Genomic DNA, 15928 nt, shown 5'->3' on the forward strand with positions numbered 1-15928 from the left:
GCACCCCTTTCGTCAGATTCTATTCTTCGGAGCGTGGCGTTTTATCTTTACTCCACTTGGGTGCTCCCTTGTTTTTACGATCCTGGTCGCGCTCCGTGCGGCCTGTATTGCCCGTTGGTTTGCTACCTGCTGGACGCGAATTGGAGATTGTAGCTCGGGTTCCCCCATTACGATTACCCTGACCTGGTTTGCGATCTCTGGATTGCCCTGGTTTTCTGGAGAAGGAATGTCCCTCAGGCCGCGTGTCCGGACGCGGATCAGCCTCCAGTACTTTACCGCCAAAGAGTACACGTTCTGACAGTTCGATTCCGAGTTCGCGTGCGAATTTACGCATAATAAAGATCTGTGTTTCATCCACAATGGATAGCACAATACCCGAACGTCCCATTCGGCCTGTACGACCTGCACGGTGAACATAATGCTCCGAGTCAAAGGCAGGGTCATAGTTAATGACCATTGGCAATCCTTCGATATCCAGTCCTCTGGCAGCTACTTCGCTGGCGATCAGCAACTGAAGTTTGCCATTACGGAAGGCAGACAATACGTTACTGCGGGTCACTTTGTCAGCATCCCCATACAGCGCAGCAGCAGACAAACCCAGATGATTCATTTTTGCTTCAACTTCACCAATATCTTCGGTTGCATTCACAAATACGATTGCCCGATCCGGATTGTACTGTCTAACCAGACGACGCAGCATGTCAATTTTGTTCCGGTTTTCTTCTACAAAATAATAATGCTCAAGGCCCGCAGCCGTAGCTCGATCCGGTTCAATTCCGATCTGAACAGGCTCTTTCATCTCACGCTTTGCGAGTCCAGCTGTATGCTCATCAATGGTTGCTGACAGGAAGATCAGCTGACGGTCCCGCAATGCGCTCTTGAGTACAAAGTTCACGTCACTTACGCCGCCAAGTTGGAACACTTGATCCGCTTCATCGATAACAATCGTAGAGACGTTGTGCATTTTCAGTTTTTTGAGTGTAATCAATTCCTTCAGTCGTCCTGGTGTACCCACAACCAATTGTGGATGCTCACGCAGCTTCTCGATCTGACGTTTAGCCGCTGCGCCACCAATCAGACCCAATACGCCAATCTTACGTTCTTCCGCATAACGCTGCGCTTCACGTACAATTTGCATCGCCAGCTCTTGTGTAGGTGCAATAATGAGTTTCTGCGTGCCTTTGATATCCATTTTGATGGATTGTAACAGTGGCAACAGATATGCCAGCGTTTTTCCTGTTCCCGTCTGGGATTTGGATACGACATCTCGGCCTTCCAAAATAACCGGGATCGTCTGAGCCTGTACAGGTGAAGGTTCGTTAATGCCATGTTTCGCCAAAACGGCCTCCAGATCCTGTTCCACGCCAATTGAAGCAAATGTTTGATTCGTCATGTATGTCCATCCTTTTAATTTATTCATTTTGATGTTATATAAGTTCAACTAATGATTATTTACACTGACACTTCGAGGACAGAACAACCTTCCGATCACTGTTATCCCCAGATTTTTTTGATTCCTTTTTTTCTAAAGGAAAAAATCCGGAGATAAAGGTGCACGCTTCGCTTCTTCAGGTTATTTCAGTCCTCTCCGTTATTGTGTAAAAGTTTAGTGGAACGTATAAATTGCTTGTATAGAACCGAAGCCTGTCATCACATTACCTTTCATTATATGCGAAAAAAGCCCGTGCACCAAATCTTATTCCAGAATTGTATGTATACACGCCAAAAAAAAGAAAAGCCCCTCGGCGGAGCCTTTCTTTCATTCCGTATATGATGCCTCGTATCACATTTACTTCTGATTCATTACACCGTGCGACAATCGATCTGCAAGACGAGGAAATAGCTGGTACAGCCATATGCCAGCAGAAGCAAGTCTTGGCAGATTCACTTCTTCCTTGCGCTTTTTCATTGCCCGAATCATATGACCCGCAACATCTTCCGGTTTCAACATCATCCAACGTACATTATTCACATAATTGCCAGATGGGTCAGCCCGATGGAAAAATGGTGTATCAATCGGACCTGGATTAATCGTTGTCACCATGACGCCAGTCTTGCGAAGCTCTTGACGCAGCGCATTACTAAATCCAAGTACAGCATGTTTCGTAGCTGTATAGGAAGCGGATTTGGCTGTACCAATTTTGCCAGCCATGGAGGCCACGTTCACAATCTGACCTTTGCCACGTTCCAGCATTTGTGGAAGCACTGCTTTGGTGCAGCGGACAATGCCCATATAATTAACGTCCATCATCTCATCGAATTCCTGTACAGACATCTCTGTCATCGCTGCGAATTTCCCGTAACCTGCGTTATTCAGCAAAATGTCGATTCGTCCGTATTTATGCAATATCGCATCCACAGCTGCCTGAACCTGCTCACTATCCGTAACATCAAGTGTGAGTAATTCATGCTGCCCTTTCAGCGTGGCACCAATCTCTTCCAGCTTGTCCCGCGAACGGGCAGCCAGAATCGGGATGGCTCCTTCTTCTATCAGCATCTGCGCACACAGCGCACCGATACCACTCGATGCACCTGTAATAAACACTACCTGATCTTTCAGCATACCCGATGTCCTCCCGTATTGAAACACATATTGCCTCTTGAGGCATATGGCTCTATTCTACGAGATCATGACCTGAATATCCATCTCACCAATGCCATCCATCAGCAAAGGAATGCTCAGTGCTTTCGTTGCACTAAATGTAGTCAGATGTTCGGACTTCATCACTTGTGGAGGTGTAATATCAACCACAACACCTTGGTTCGACAGGATGGTGCTGGCATTACCACTGATCATATTACCCAGTTCCGAAATAGCACTTTTACTCATTTCATCCATTTCTGTAATGACAAAACCGCCCATCATCGCAGATACAATTTTCAATGCAACTTGTTCATTGATTCCAAATACAATGTTTCCGCTAAGTTGCCCGGTCATTCCGATCACGATCCAGACATGGTCTGCAATGTACTCTACATTTTTCACGCCAAGACTCCCGGTGGAAGGCGAAACCTGGATGAGCTGTTCGAATACGTTCCGTGCCGATTCCAGGAAAGGATTAATCACTTCCGCTTTCACTGTCTATGTCCCCCTCGCACTGGGTTATTGGTCACACACCAAAAGTCCCATATTCATTAAATTTATTATACTTTATCACGTACAAGAATTCATTAAGAATTCGTTAAACCATGTGTACTATAATTTATCGTCATCCGTGGGGCAAATGTTTATAGCTGATTCTAGCGAATAAACAGCCCTTTTCACTTCTTTTGAAGAAAGATTTTCGTTCATTGTGCGTGGCAAAAGGCATTTAGGACTTTATTACTGCTTCTCACAACTGTTAAAAAAATCAAATTCTTGTATTCGCGTTTTTTTCACAGTCTCTTGAACTACTTTTGATCCTGATAATTACCTTCATTGCTCTGCTGTTCTGAATCACCTATAATTTAAGATAACGGAACAATAACCAGTTACGGGATTACATCACACCAAACACTACATAATCAAGATACTTTGCCTGCAAGGAGGTCACCTATGAACATAAGCCAACTGGAGACACTAATTACCATTTCCAAAACGATGAGCTTCCGCAAAGCGGGAGAACTTCTGAACCTGACCCAACCTGCCGTCTCGGCCCAGATCAAAAGTCTGGAGGACGAATTCAGCACCGTTCTTGTGGATCGTAACCAACCCGTTACCCTGACAGACCGTGGACAGGTATTTCTGGAGCACGCTGAACGGATGCTAGACATCGTCGATGAGTTGAAACAAAAATTGTCCGATCTCGATGAAACGCCCCAGGGACGTATCGTGTTAGGCACAACAACTTCCATTGCTATTCAGATCTTGCCAAGGGTGTTATCCTATTTCCAAGATCAATTCCCGCTGATCAAAACCAGTATCCAATCCCTTCCTTCATCACAGATCTATACCCAGGTCGAAAATGGTCTGGTTGATATTGGTATCGGTTATCTCACGGAGCGTAATCCCAACCTGAATACATCTGTGCTGTACTATGACACATTTGAACTCGTGGTATCTCCTTCCCATCCGCTGGCGAAGAAAAAACATGCTGCAGTAGATGTGCTCCGGAGTACACCATTGATTCTGCTGTCCCCTGATACAGTAGGACGAAGGTTTACGGAAACCATCTTCAAGAAACATAATATTGAACCTAATATTGTAATGGAGTTATCCAGCAGCGAAGAAGTGAAACGGATGGTCGAGATTGATCTCGGAGCAGCTGTCATCTCCAAACAATCTGTTGCGCATGAGTTGCGTCAAGGTACATTGCGAATGATACCCTTAAGTGAGCTGGAGGTCAGTCACCCTGTAGGTGTCATCTATAAGTCCAGTCGTTACCTTAACTCAGCGATGCAGCAATTTATAAGTGACCTCAAAGGCATGCCGGAAACCCAATTCATCAGTTCAGAATGACAATGAGCCATGAGAAAGGAAGGATTCCATATGAAATTTGATCTTCATACACATCATTTTCGTTGTGGTCACGCAGACGGCAACATCCGCGATTATATAGAGGCAGGTATTAAGGCAGGACTTCAGGCCATCGGTATCTCGGATCATACGCCATACTTTGGCAGTGAGCTTGAGCAAGCATTTCCCCGGATCGCAATGGGTAAGTCTGAATTGCAGCATTATGTGGAAGAAGTCCTTGCTTTGAAAGAAGAGTACGCGGGTAAAATCGATGTACTGCTCGGCATTGAATCCGATTATTTCCCTGCTTATGCAGAATTGTACCGTACCACACTGGGACAGTATCCTTTTGACTATATTATTGGTTCAGTTCATCATACTGAGGATGTAAGTATCTTCAACAAAACCCGATGGAACGGACTGAGCAATGCTCGCAAAGTTGAAGTGAAAGAAAGCTATTATTCACTAATCCGGGAATCGGCTCGCAGCGGTATGTTCCAGATCCTTGGACACATTGATGCGATGAAAGGAAACTATCCACCTTTCTCCGAAATTATCGCTGATCAGGCCATTGATGAAACGTTGCAGGTCATTGCAGAATCCAACGTAGCGATCGAAATTAACACATCTGGCAAAACCAAACTCAGCGGTGGCTGGTATCCTTCGGATGCCATTCTGGAACGCGCCCATCATTATGGAGTGAAGGTGACATTTGGATCGGACGCTCATAAACCACAGCGCGTTGCAGACGAGCTGGATGACGTTCGTACACGTCTCAAGGAGATCGGATTCACCGACTGGGTATACTTCAAGCAGAAACAGATGCAGGTTGTACCACTGTAAAATAGAGCAAACACAAAGGCCCCCACAGCGCGCTTGTAAACGCCGTGGGGCCTTTTATTGCCCTATATTAGGAAATATAATTAAATTTCACACGATAACGGAGGGGACAGAAATAACGTGAAGAAACGAAGTGTTCGCCTAAAAGCTTTCTGAAAGAAATCTGCATCGGAAGCATACGCTATCCCCGGATTTTCCCTTTTCAAAAAGGGAATCAAAAAATCTGGGGATAACAGCGATCGGAAGGTTATTCTGTCATCGGAGTGGCCAGTGTAAATACTCCACAGTTAACATATCGGCAAAAAAAATGAACCCGCTCGCGCGGGTCCCAACAGCATTATCTATTATCAAAAAGGGGGTCATGAGATAAGTTTACCCCCTGTCTGTTAGAGTTCAATTGCAGCTATATTTCAATTGTGTAACAAATGATTGAAGTTCGATTCATTTACGTTTGACTACTCTTACTCTATGTCATTGCGGCTTGTCAGATACCAGGGTTTGCAGGTCTTTTTCCTGAAGCGGTCTGACGTATTGTTCCCGGTACATACTGTACACTTTAACATCCATCAGGGATTCTGATCCCTCGTCATCCTCATCATGCAGTCCGAACGAGGGAAGACTCCGCTCATAGGACATCCCTATTTTGTTTAGCACCCGTTGTGAAGAAACATTGGCCTCATAACAACGTGCTTCCACCCTCCCCAGATGAAGATCGTCAAATCCAAACTGCAGCAGCCTCTGTACCGCCTCGGTAGCCACACCCCTGCCCCAACAGGACCTGTTCAGGATATAACCGATCTGTGCGGTACCATTCTGATCATTCCAGTGTTGGAATGAGGTGATCCCAATCACCTGTTCCTTGCCTCTCCAGCAGATCCCATAATGTAACGAATCCAGCTTGGTGCTGCTGCTCCGTATCTGGTTCAATAACCGTCTCGCCCTGATTGGCGTGGGCTGGCTTCCCCTATTCACATATCTTATGACTTGAGGATCGGAAAATAGTTCCGATAATGTGCTGTAATCACTTTGACGTAATGATCGCAGGACAAGACGCTCTGTCCACAAAGCCGGCAGACCTTGAACCAGCATTTTTCGGGTAAGCATGACAATCGCTCCTTTTGCCTAAACGGGCTCTAGTCCGGTAAGACAAGCATGCTCTGATGATGATCCGGCGTAATACCATATAAACTGATCCACGAACTTTAGTATTCGCATTTTAGTATTAATATATTGCATCATTCAATTCCCCACGCTAAAAGGCCCAGATGCTGACTACTCCTGCAGCCCGCGATAGATACCCGTGCGAATCTCACGAATATAGAAATCCAATGCAGGAACATTCGCCGACTGTGCAACCTGTACTTCTTGCTCAATATCATAAGGCACCCGCACAAATTGAACATTGAATGAGGTATTGTTATCGTTGCTGTCTTCACCCTCCAGAATGCAGTAGGAAGCCTGTGGAAGATCGAGTGGATTACCAACACTGCCTGCATTAAACAGTAACTTGCCGTTCATATACTGCAAGTATGCATTATGCACATCCCCATAACCTACAACATCTGCAACACCTTGCTCAGGCTCATCAGCCGGAGGATCAAACATTGCCAACCTCTTTTCCATCGCGTCCCACGGCTGTACACGATGGTATACACTTTGAGGTGAAGCATGGACCAAACGGATGGTGCGACCGCTCAGTTGAAATTGATGACTGAAGGGTAGGCCCGCCAAGTACGCCAATCGTTCCTCACCCAACCGTTCTGCTTGCCACGTAAAGTTCTCGTTGTCTTGGTTAACCGCAACCAGTTCATCCCAATTGCCACGGATGACAAGTTCGCACGTTGCTCTCACCTGATCCACAACCTGTACCGGTTCTGGCCCCTTTCCCACGAGGTCACCAAGACAAAAGATTCGCTCCACGCCACGACTTCGGATATCTTTTAACACTGCTTCCCAGGCAGTCATGTTGCCATGAATGTCGGATACAATCGCAATTCTTTCCATCTGGATAACCTCCATTCATGTTGAATCCTTTATGTTGTATATTCATCTTATATTCTTTTATGTGGTTGATCCTTTAAGCTCAAAAACCGTTAATTCTGGTCTGCACAGAAAACGAATCGGCAGTTGAGTCATGCCAAAACCACGATTCACATACACAGGCATCTGTGTCTGGGTGCTGTAATATACCCCCTGGACATCCGTGTAATACAATCCTTGAACATACTTGTGTGAACCTCGCGGAGTTGTCAGTGCCCCGATCCAGGGAAAACGTACCTGTCCACCATGGCTATGACCGGAAAGTTGTAATCCGAAACCATAGGGAGTGGCAATATCGGCGTAATCCGGTTCATGCATAAGTAACAATTTCCACACATCATGATCCAATCCCTTGATAGCTTGGGCAGGATCAGGCCTGCCTGTAAGTCCGTCATCCAGGCCAGCTATGGCCAGACGTTCGCCTCCTTGTTCAATCACCACATGTTCGTTCCGTAACAAAGTGAATCCGGCTTCACGGAACATGGTTGTCACTTCATTCTGCTGCCCGCCCCGATAATCATGATTCCCCAAAACTGCAAATTTGCCATACTTCGCTTGCATGGAGGCGAGTACCGGAATACATTCACTCATCGGCTCTGCTTCCCTCTCGACGATGTCTCCGGTAAAACAAATCAAGTCCGGTTGCTGCTCCTCAATCGTTGCTGCCAGCTTCTTCAGCTCTTTCACCCCGGTATGAAAACCAAGATGGGCATCGCTGAACTGAACTATACGCAAACCGTCAAATGCCTTTGGAAACTTCGGAAGTTTCAGCTCCACTTGCTTGATCTCCAGACGACGCGGTTCCCATAGCCAGGCATAACCTCCTGTAAGCAAACTGGCACCCGCTGTCATCAAAACCATGCGCAATAAGAAACTTCGGCGAGAGGGATCATGATCCTTTTCTTCTCCAGGAAACACAGACTCTTCTGCCCCTGGTGCTTTGTGCGAGCGCTGGGACGGCGAGTTGTTACTGCCCTGACGCGGTGTCTCTGCCATATCTCCCCCTCCTTCTACGCTCTTAATCCATCCCCTTAGTATATCATATTCTGCATGTGTAGCCCGGTTCCTCTGCTTCATTACAAAAAGAAGCCGGGATCTCCGGCATGTTGCTGCACGGGATCACGACTTCTTCTAAGTTGCAGATTACACTTCTGCACATGTTATGACGAGATTATACACCCAACCAGCGTTTGAACATATGCTTGGTCGTTTGTTTGTTCATTTCGGCAATGGAGGTAGTCAGTGGAATGCCTTTTGGACAGGATTGCACACAGTTCTGTGAGTTACCACAGCCCTCGATGCCTCCGTCTTCCATCAACGCTTCCAGACGATCGTCGGCGTTCATCTCCCCTGTTGGGTGAGCGTTGAACAGACGCACTTGGGACAGTGCTGCTGGACCGATAAAGTCAGTTTTCTCATTGACGTTCGGGCATGCTTCCAGACATACACCACATGTCATGCATTTGGACAGCTCATATGCCCACTGACGCTTCTTCTCAGGCATCCGTGGACCTGGACCGAGGTCATAGGTACCATCAATCGGAATCCATGCTTTTACGCGTTTCAGGGCGCTAAACATCCGGCTACGGTCGATGACCAAGTCACGAACCACTGGGAATGTCTTCATCGGTTCGATACGAACAGGCTGTTCGAGCTTGTCGATCAGGGCTGCACATGCTTGACGTGGCTTGCCGTTGATGACCATGGAGCAGGCACCGCAGACTTCTTCGAGACAGTTGGAATCCCAGCACACGGGTGCAATGGATTTGCCATCTGTATTGACGGGGTTCCGCTGAATCTCCATCAGGGCGCTGATCACATTCATGTTGGGACGGTACGGAAGCTCAAATTCTTCGTTGTACGAAGATGACTCCGGGCTGTCCTGACGGGTGATGATAAACTTGACGGTTTTGTTGGATGTAGCTTGTTCCGCCATATCGTAGTCCCCTCCTCTGGTGACGATGATTGTATTGCTGATGCGCAAAGTTACTGGTTTGGTGCACGGGAGACGCTTCGTCAGCGGAATGCCCCTCTGATCGCTGTTATCCCCGGATTTTTTTGATCAACCCTTTCCAGGGTTAAAATCCGGTGATAAAGGCGAGCGCTTCGCTTCTTCTGGGCATTTCCGCTTCCTCCGCTACGTCGTGCACTGGGTCACTTTGCTGGAAACTGCATTCCATTCATTCTGGATTGCCGTAATTTTAGATAAGCAAGCTTTGCCCATGCGTTGCTTGCTTATGAACAGGTATTTTGGCTTCCTCTGCTGCGATGTGCACACAAAGTATCTTTGCTGAGAACCTTCACTCCATCACTCTGATGGCAGTAACTTTGAAGAAGCTCTGCTTCTCCAAAGTTCTCCTGCCTCTTCGTTCAGGTGCTTGATATTTAACCTTATAAATAAATCCCTGATATTTAATCCTTGGAGTAATCCCGGATACGTGGTGGGATCAAGGATACGTCTACTGGCTCGTACGAGATTTTCGGGCCTTCCTTCGACCAGCTTGCGATAGTCGTTTTCAGGAACTCTTCGTCATTACGTTCCGTGAATTCCGGTTTGTAATGCGCGCCGCGGCTTTCGTTACGGAGCAGAGCGCCGAGAGTCATCGCTTCTGCCAGTTCAATCATGTTCCACAGTTGGCGAGTGAATGCTGCGCTCGGGTTATTCCAACCGGAGCTGTCATACATGTTGATTTTTCCATAACGCTCTTTCAATTCCTTGATCTTGCCAATCGTGGCTTCAAGCTTGTCGTTGTAGCGCACAACCGTCATGTTGGCTGTCATCCACTCGCCAAGCTCTTTATGAATAACATAGGCATTTTCCGTGCCCTGCATTTTCAAGATGCCTTCATATTTGTCGCTTTGTTGTTTGGTGTGTTTCTCAAATACGGAAGATGGGATATCAGCGGACGATTTTTTAAGTCCTTTGATATATTCAGCCGCTTTTGGTCCAGCCACCATACCACCATAGATCGCAGATACCAATGAGTTTGCACCCAGACGGTTCGCACCATGGTATTGATATTCACATTCACCAGCTGCGAACAGCCCCGGAATGTTAGTCATTTGATTGTAATCTACCCACATGCCGCCCATGGAATAATGGACTGCCGGGAAGATTTTCATTGGGATTTTACGCGGGTCATCGCCCATGAACTTCTCATAGATCTCAATGATTCCGCCGAGTTTAACATCCAGTTCCTTTGGATCTTTATGAGAAAGGTCGAGATAAACCATGTTCTCACCGTTCACACCCAGACCCATATCTACGCAGACGCTGAAGATTTCACGAGTCGCGATATCACGTGGAACCAGGTTACCGTAGGATGGATATTTTTCTTCAAGGAAGTACCAAGGTTTTCCATCTTTGTACGTCCAGATCCGTCCACCTTCACCACGCGCGGATTCAGACATCAGACGCAACTTGTCATCCCCCGGAATCGCTGTCGGGTGAATCTGAATGAACTCGCCGTTGGCGTAATTTACACCTTGTTGATACACCGCACTTGCCGCTGTACCTGTGTTAATTACAGAGTTGGTCGTTTTACCGAAGATGATCCCCGGACCACCACTCGCCAGAATAACCGCTTCTGCCGGGAAGGTCTGTACCTTCATCGTTTTCAGATCCTGAGCCACGATCCCGCGACATACGCCTTCATCATCCAAAACCGCCTGCAGGAACTCCCAGTTCTCATATTTCGTAACCAGGCCAGCTGCTTCCCAGCGACGTACCTGCTCGTCTAATGCATAGAGCAATTGTTGTCCTGTTGTCGCTCCGGCAAACGCTGTACGGTGATGCTTCGTTCCCCCGAAACGACGGAAATCAAGCAAACCTTCCGGTGTCCGGTTGAACATTACGCCCATACGGTCCATCAAGTGAATGATGCCAGGTGCTGCTTCGCACATCGCTTTAACAGGAGGTTGGTTCGCAAGGAAGTCACCGCCGTATACCGTATCGTCAAAGTGTACCCATGGGGAGTCACCCTCACCCTTGGTATTTACCGCTCCGTTAATGCCGCCTTGTGCGCATACAGAGTGGGATCGTTTAACAGGAACCAGTGAAAATAAATGAACATGGACTCCGGCTTCAGCCGATTTGATCGCCGCCATCAATCCCGCGAGACCGCCGCCCACAATAATTACATTCGTTGATGCCATTGCTGTTCACTCCCTTATAAGTCAGCATTTATACGCTAAATGCTTAAATTAGAACTGTTTTTACTGCGTCAATCATCGAAGTAGCTGTCTGGAAATCAATGCTCCGGAAAGCAAATAGTGAAGCAATAAACATGATGGAAACAATAGCGAACAAGCTCATACATACGTAAGAGGATACACGTTGCGCACGCGGACCAACCGTAATTCCCCAGCTAACGAGGAACGACCACAGACCATTGGCAAAGTGATATGACGCCGCAACCACACTGATCATATATATCGCAAAGGTTATCGGATTCGTCACCGCATCATGTATGACGCCGCCAATCTCTTCATGGGATACATTCCCCAGCGCAATCTGTACTCGCGTCTCCCATACGTGCCAGATGACGAATACAAACGTAATAATACCGCTTACCCTCTGTAACGTGTAGCGCCAGTTGCGCTCATTGCCAAAACGGCCCACGTTAGGCTTGGCCTGATAGGCAATATAAAGACCGTATACACCGTGATAGAACAACGGCAGCCAGATAAGTAACGCCTCGATCACAATAACAAGAGGCAAACCGTTCAGAAATGCAACGGCACCGTAAAAAGCTTCTTTGCCGCCTTCAACTGCTGTGAAGTTTGTCACCAAATGCTCAGCAAAGAACAGACTGAGCGGAATGACGCCAAGCAAGGAGTGCAGCTTTCTGGAGTAAAACCCTTTCATAAAATGTCGATCCCCTTTCGCTAAATACAACGTTTTCATAAATGATTTCACTTATCATGACACGAATCCTTTTCCATGAAAAGGTTCGACAAATTGTTCCGTTTTCCCCAGGTGTGAACAACTTGTGTCACGAACCATGTTACTCCTTTTTTTCTTATAAGGGAATTGCAATATAATTATTAAATGTTATAACCTATAGGTATAAGCAGTGAAACATTGGGTTTACAGGCTATACAACATGGAAAACGATTAAGCAAGGGCAAGAATCACATTCATGGAAAAGAGGTTATTGTTCATGTTTGAGGAGTTAAATGCATTTGCGGCGGTCGTGGAGCAATCCAGCCTAAACCGCGCATCCAAGTTACTGAACTTGTCCCAACCCGCACTCTCACGCAAAATTGCCAAATTGGAGGATGAACTCGGGGTTGCCCTGTTCCACCGCCGTGGCAAACGGCTGGAGTTAACCAGTGTGGGCCAGTTCACCTATACCTACGCTGTAGAACAGAAGCAGCAGCAACAGAAGTTCCTCACCATGCTGGCCCAGTATAAAGACGAAGAACAGAGCACCATTACACTCGGAGCCAGTTTGACGACGCTTCAAACTACGTTACCACCTCTCGTCAATGCCTTTATGGAGAAACATCCAAATGCCGAACTGAAACTGTTGACGGGAAAAACACATGAAATTGTGTCGTTTGTGCGTGACAAAAAAGCCGATGTGGGCATTGTCGCCTCCTCCATCAGCGAAGTGGGGCTTAACTGTGTGCCGCTCTTTGACGATCACCTGGAACTGGTTGTGCCGCTTACACACCCCTTGTCCGGTAAGGAAGCCGGGATGGAGCATTTGCAGGATCTGCCGATGATCACGTTCTCCAAAGGCACCTGGTACCGCAAATTAACGGACGATCTTTTCCAGCGCTGTGCCGTGATGCCGGATATTCGTATGGAGATTGATTCCTTCGAAGCGATCATACGACTTCTGCCTTCCGCCAAAGCTGCTGCTCTATTGCCCAAGTCATATCTTCGTCCACAATTACTCGCGGACAATGATCTTGTTTCTGTTCATTTGCCTCAATTACAGCAGACCCGCAGAACAACCTGTATGATCTATGGAGAAAAAGAAGACCTCAGCGAGACTTCCAGACAATGGGTCAAGGAGACGGCTGCACTCTTTACAGCAAAGGCGCCATTACCCTCAAGGAGGACTACGACGCCTTTGCCTTGATCTGAATCAGCCAGGTTCTAACGCCTGGCTTCCATATTTAACTCCTCTTAATTATCAGCTCTCTTGGCTGATAACCTCTTCTTCAAATCGGTCGATATCTGCATTATTACCAATAATGACCATGATATCCCCCATTTGAAGCGAATCCAGTGCCGTCGGAGCAATAATGACCCCCGCTTCTTTCTGTAACGCTACAATGCTGCAACCAAAACGTACACGTGCATTCAGGGTCGAAAGGGTCTTGTTGTGCAGACAGGCGGGAACCTTCATCTCGACAATACTGTAATCATTGGATAATTCAATATAATCCAGCAAATTCGGGGTAACCAGCTGATGGGCAACCCGAATGCCCATATCCCGCTCAGGATAAACGACACGATCAATCCCCAGTTTATCCAATGCTCGTCCGTGAAGGACGGATATGGCCTTGGCCACGACCGTCTTGACGCCCAGCTCTTTTAACAGAATCGCGGTGAGAATGCTCGTCTGAATATCATCTCCGATGGCTACGATACCACAATCAAAATTACGAATACCCAGAGAGCGCAACACTTCCTCATCTGTGGCATCGGCTACAACGGCATGGGTGACCAATTCACTCATGTCTTCGACGACTTCTTCATTTTTATCGATTCCGAGCACCTCGTAGCCGAGTTCCATTAATTCCTGTGCCAGACTGGAGCCAAACCGCCCAAGCCCAATCACCGCAAACTGCTGTGTTTTCATTGTTCTTCACGAACCCCTTATCCAAATCATTTTCAATCACTAAAAATAGATTTATCCAATAATCATTTTGCCTTCCGGATACCTGTATAACTCTTTACCCTTTTTCTGCCCAAGTGCATACGCTAATGTGATCGGTCCAAGCCTTCCTGCAAACATCGTAAAACAGATCAGGAGTTTGCCCAATGTAGTCAACTTCAGCGTCAGTCCCAGCGATAATCCGACAGTACCAAAGGCCGATGTTGTTTCAAATAATATCATCATAAAACTGGCGTCTTCTGTGGTACTCAGTGCCATCGTTACAGCTATGATGAACAAAAGCGCCAGCAATGTAATGGTAAGCGCCTTGAAAATCCGTTCCTGTACGAGCCGATAGCGGAAAAACACGATATCTTCACGTCCACGCATCATGGCGATGACCGCGCCAGCCATAATCATAAATGTCGTTGTTTTGATCCCGCCTCCGGTAGAACCCGGCGAAGCACCAATGAACATCAGAATGATCATAAAGAACTGTGTTGCCTGTCTGAGTCCGGCAATATCTACCGTATTGGCTCCTGCTGTTCGCGGCGTAACGGACTGGAAGAATGAACCGAGAATTTTGCCACCCCAGTTCAGGCCACCCAGTGTCCGTGGATTGCTAAATTCAAATACGAAAATGACAAGTGCACCAAACACAATCAACAATCCAGTCATTAACAGTACAACTTTGGAGTGCAGAGACAGCTTCCGCGTTTTGCGGTAATCCACCAGGTCTGACAGCACTACAAAACCGATACCACCAGAGACAATCAGGAACATCGCTGTAAAATTAACCAACGGGTCATACACATAACCGGTCAGACTGCGGAAATCCCCAAACATATCAAAGCCCGCATTGTTGAACATGGAGATCGCATGCCAATAGCCATAATAGATCGCCTGTCCGACTGGCATGTCGAATGACCAGCGGATGGCAAACAGTGTGCCACATATGCCTTCGATAATGAGTGAGTAAATCACAACTTTACGAATGAGCCGGACGATGCCCTCCATCGTGCTCTGGTTCATCGCTTCCTGTAGAATCAACCTTTCTCTGAGCGAGATCCGCCGTTTGAACGCAATGGCAACCAACGTGGACATTGTCATGAAGCCCAGTCCGCCAATCTGAATCAGAAACGCGATCACAACCTGACCCAGCACCGAGAAGTGAGTCCCTGTATCGACCACTACCAAACCAGTGACACAAACAGCCGAAGTTGCTGTAAAGAGCGCATCAATAAATGCAAGACTGTCACCGTTACGGCTGGATGCCGGAAGCATTAACAGCAATGTGCCTACCAATATGATGCCAGCAAACCCTAACACAAGAATACGGGGCGGCGATAATCGCATCCATTGAACATTCAGTTTCACTTGAGTATCTTCCACCTCTTCTACAATGAAAATAACTCCACACCCGTGGAGCCTTCTTCATTTGTAATGCTGTTGTCAAACGTTAAACATGTATGAATCAGATTAAAACGACATATATAATGAAGTTGGAATATATTCTATTCGTTCCCTTGTTGTGCGAAAGACATGCGAATCGTTGCACATTTGCTTCAAAATTATAAGCGTTGCGACGTTTGTAGACAAAACGTTTTTTGTGTAAATAGCATCGAATTCAGCCAAAAAGGGAAAAACTCAGATATGGCGACGGATGGATCAGATTCTTTCGGTCCTTTTCATTCATTTTCAAGGATTTACACCAGTTTTCGTTACATCATTGGCATTCGGTGCTTGGCCTGTGCTATGTTAACTTTAATATCCATATTAG

14 protein-coding genes are annotated in these 15928 nt (G+C 46.8%); 3 read left to right on the top strand and 11 right to left on the bottom strand.

Annotated features, from left to right (window positions below):
- Nucleotides 1–19 precede the first annotated feature (19 nt).
- From ACETMN_RS27475 to ACETMN_RS27485, 3 genes are all read right to left on the bottom strand, one after another.
- Nucleotides 20–1393, bottom strand: coding sequence for a DEAD/DEAH box helicase (locus ACETMN_RS27475; protein WP_047841268.1), 1374 nt, complete (start codon nucleotides 1391–1393; stop codon nucleotides 20–22).
- Nucleotides 1394–1789: 396 nt separating this feature from the next.
- On the bottom strand, nucleotides 1790–2563 hold the full coding sequence (locus ACETMN_RS27480; RefSeq protein ID WP_091020856.1) for an SDR family NAD(P)-dependent oxidoreductase: 774 nt from the start codon (nucleotides 2561–2563) through the stop codon (nucleotides 1790–1792).
- 57 nt (nucleotides 2564–2620) lie between these two features.
- Nucleotides 2621–3079 carry a chemotaxis protein CheX gene (locus ACETMN_RS27485; RefSeq protein ID WP_036605799.1) on the bottom strand — a complete coding sequence of 153 codons (459 nt, stop codon included), beginning with the start codon at nucleotides 3077–3079 and terminating at the stop codon, nucleotides 2621–2623.
- Nucleotides 3080–3535: 456 nt separating this feature from the next.
- On the opposite strand from ACETMN_RS27485, the gene ACETMN_RS27490 reads away from it, so the two are divergent.
- Nucleotides 3536–4438 (top strand): LysR family transcriptional regulator, encoded by a 903-nt coding sequence (locus ACETMN_RS27490; RefSeq protein ID WP_036605798.1) that lies wholly within the window; start codon nucleotides 3536–3538, stop codon nucleotides 4436–4438.
- 30 nt (nucleotides 4439–4468) lie between these two features.
- Nucleotides 4469–5278, top strand: coding sequence for a histidinol-phosphatase (locus ACETMN_RS27495; RefSeq protein WP_091020855.1), 810 nt, complete (start codon nucleotides 4469–4471; stop codon nucleotides 5276–5278).
- A 468-nt stretch (nucleotides 5279–5746) separates the two neighbouring features.
- Here the strand turns inward: ACETMN_RS27495 and ACETMN_RS27500 are convergent, their stop codons facing one another.
- The 6 genes from ACETMN_RS27500 to ACETMN_RS27525 all read right to left on the bottom strand — a co-directional run bounded on the left by ACETMN_RS27500 (nucleotide 5747) and on the right by ACETMN_RS27525 (nucleotide 12182).
- Nucleotides 5747–6379: a GNAT family N-acetyltransferase gene (locus tag ACETMN_RS27500; protein WP_091020854.1), complete on the bottom strand. Its 633-nt coding sequence runs from the start codon at nucleotides 6377–6379 to the stop codon at nucleotides 5747–5749.
- A 168-nt stretch (nucleotides 6380–6547) separates the two neighbouring features.
- Entirely contained in the window at nucleotides 6548–7279 is a 732-nt protein-coding gene (locus ACETMN_RS27505) for a metallophosphoesterase family protein (RefSeq protein WP_091020853.1), read from the bottom strand.
- A gap of 57 nt (nucleotides 7280–7336) precedes the next feature.
- The gene (locus ACETMN_RS27510; RefSeq protein ID WP_091020852.1) at nucleotides 7337–8311 is read right to left on the bottom strand and encodes a metallophosphoesterase; all 975 of its coding nucleotides are present in this window, start codon (nucleotides 8309–8311) and stop codon (nucleotides 7337–7339) included.
- Nucleotides 8312–8486: 175 nt separating this feature from the next.
- Complete coding sequence (sdhB, locus tag ACETMN_RS27515) at nucleotides 8487–9251, bottom strand: succinate dehydrogenase iron-sulfur subunit (RefSeq protein WP_091020851.1); 765 nt, start codon at nucleotides 9249–9251, stop codon at nucleotides 8487–8489.
- 476 nt (nucleotides 9252–9727) lie between these two features.
- Nucleotides 9728–11470, bottom strand: coding sequence for a succinate dehydrogenase flavoprotein subunit (gene sdhA, locus ACETMN_RS27520; protein ID WP_036673387.1), 1743 nt, complete (start codon nucleotides 11468–11470; stop codon nucleotides 9728–9730).
- 43 nt (nucleotides 11471–11513) lie between these two features.
- Nucleotides 11514–12182: a succinate dehydrogenase cytochrome b558 subunit gene (locus ACETMN_RS27525; RefSeq protein WP_091020850.1), complete on the bottom strand. Its 669-nt coding sequence runs from the start codon at nucleotides 12180–12182 to the stop codon at nucleotides 11514–11516.
- A gap of 295 nt (nucleotides 12183–12477) precedes the next feature.
- On the opposite strand from ACETMN_RS27525, the gene ACETMN_RS27530 reads away from it, so the two are divergent.
- A complete protein-coding gene (locus ACETMN_RS27530; RefSeq protein ID WP_091020849.1) occupies nucleotides 12478–13407 on the top strand; it encodes a LysR family transcriptional regulator in 930 nt (309 codons plus the stop codon).
- A gap of 54 nt (nucleotides 13408–13461) precedes the next feature.
- On the opposite strand, the gene ACETMN_RS27535 is transcribed toward ACETMN_RS27530, so the two are convergent.
- Nucleotides 13462–14133 carry a potassium channel family protein gene (locus ACETMN_RS27535; protein WP_091020848.1) on the bottom strand — a complete coding sequence of 224 codons (672 nt, stop codon included), beginning with the start codon at nucleotides 14131–14133 and terminating at the stop codon, nucleotides 13462–13464.
- Nucleotides 14134–14184: 51 nt separating this feature from the next.
- On the bottom strand, nucleotides 14185–15504 hold the full coding sequence (locus tag ACETMN_RS27540; protein ID WP_197997941.1) for a TrkH family potassium uptake protein: 1320 nt from the start codon (nucleotides 15502–15504) through the stop codon (nucleotides 14185–14187).
- Nucleotides 15505–15928 lie beyond the last annotated feature (424 nt).

Origin of the sequence: Paenibacillus sp. M2, assembly GCF_046713495.1 — a bacterium.
GTDB lineage: Bacteria > Bacillota > Bacilli > Paenibacillales > Paenibacillaceae > Paenibacillus > Paenibacillus amylolyticus_B.

Bases quoted from the DNA above. Each gene is read 5' to 3' on its own strand.
- ACETMN_RS27475 (WP_047841268.1), bottom strand. From the start codon at position 1,393: ATGACGAATCAAACATTTGCTTCAATTGGCGTGGAACAGGATCTGGAG.
- ACETMN_RS27480 (WP_091020856.1), bottom strand. From the start codon at position 2,563: ATGCTGAAAGATCAGGTAGTGTTTATTACAGGTGCATCGAGTGGTATC.
- ACETMN_RS27490 (WP_036605798.1), top strand. From the start codon at position 3,536: ATGAACATAAGCCAACTGGAGACACTAATTACCATTTCCAAAACGATG.
- ACETMN_RS27495 (WP_091020855.1), top strand. From the start codon at position 4,469: ATGAAATTTGATCTTCATACACATCATTTTCGTTGTGGTCACGCAGAC.
- ACETMN_RS27500 (WP_091020854.1), bottom strand. From the start codon at position 6,379: ATGCTTACCCGAAAAATGCTGGTTCAAGGTCTGCCGGCTTTGTGGACA.
- ACETMN_RS27505 (WP_091020853.1), bottom strand. From the start codon at position 7,279: ATGGAAAGAATTGCGATTGTATCCGACATTCATGGCAACATGACTGCC.
- ACETMN_RS27510 (WP_091020852.1), bottom strand. From the start codon at position 8,311: ATGGCAGAGACACCGCGTCAGGGCAGTAACAACTCGCCGTCCCAGCGC.
- sdhB (WP_091020851.1), bottom strand. From the start codon at position 9,251: ATGGCGGAACAAGCTACATCCAACAAAACCGTCAAGTTTATCATCACC.
- sdhA (WP_036673387.1), bottom strand. From the start codon at position 11,470: ATGGCATCAACGAATGTAATTATTGTGGGCGGCGGTCTCGCGGGATTG.
- ACETMN_RS27525 (WP_091020850.1), bottom strand. From the start codon at position 12,182: ATGAAAGGGTTTTACTCCAGAAAGCTGCACTCCTTGCTTGGCGTCATT.
- ACETMN_RS27530 (WP_091020849.1), top strand. From the start codon at position 12,478: ATGTTTGAGGAGTTAAATGCATTTGCGGCGGTCGTGGAGCAATCCAGC.
- ACETMN_RS27535 (WP_091020848.1), bottom strand. From the start codon at position 14,133: ATGAAAACACAGCAGTTTGCGGTGATTGGGCTTGGGCGGTTTGGCTCC.
- ACETMN_RS27540 (WP_197997941.1), bottom strand. From the start codon at position 15,504: ATGCGATTATCGCCGCCCCGTATTCTTGTGTTAGGGTTTGCTGGCATC.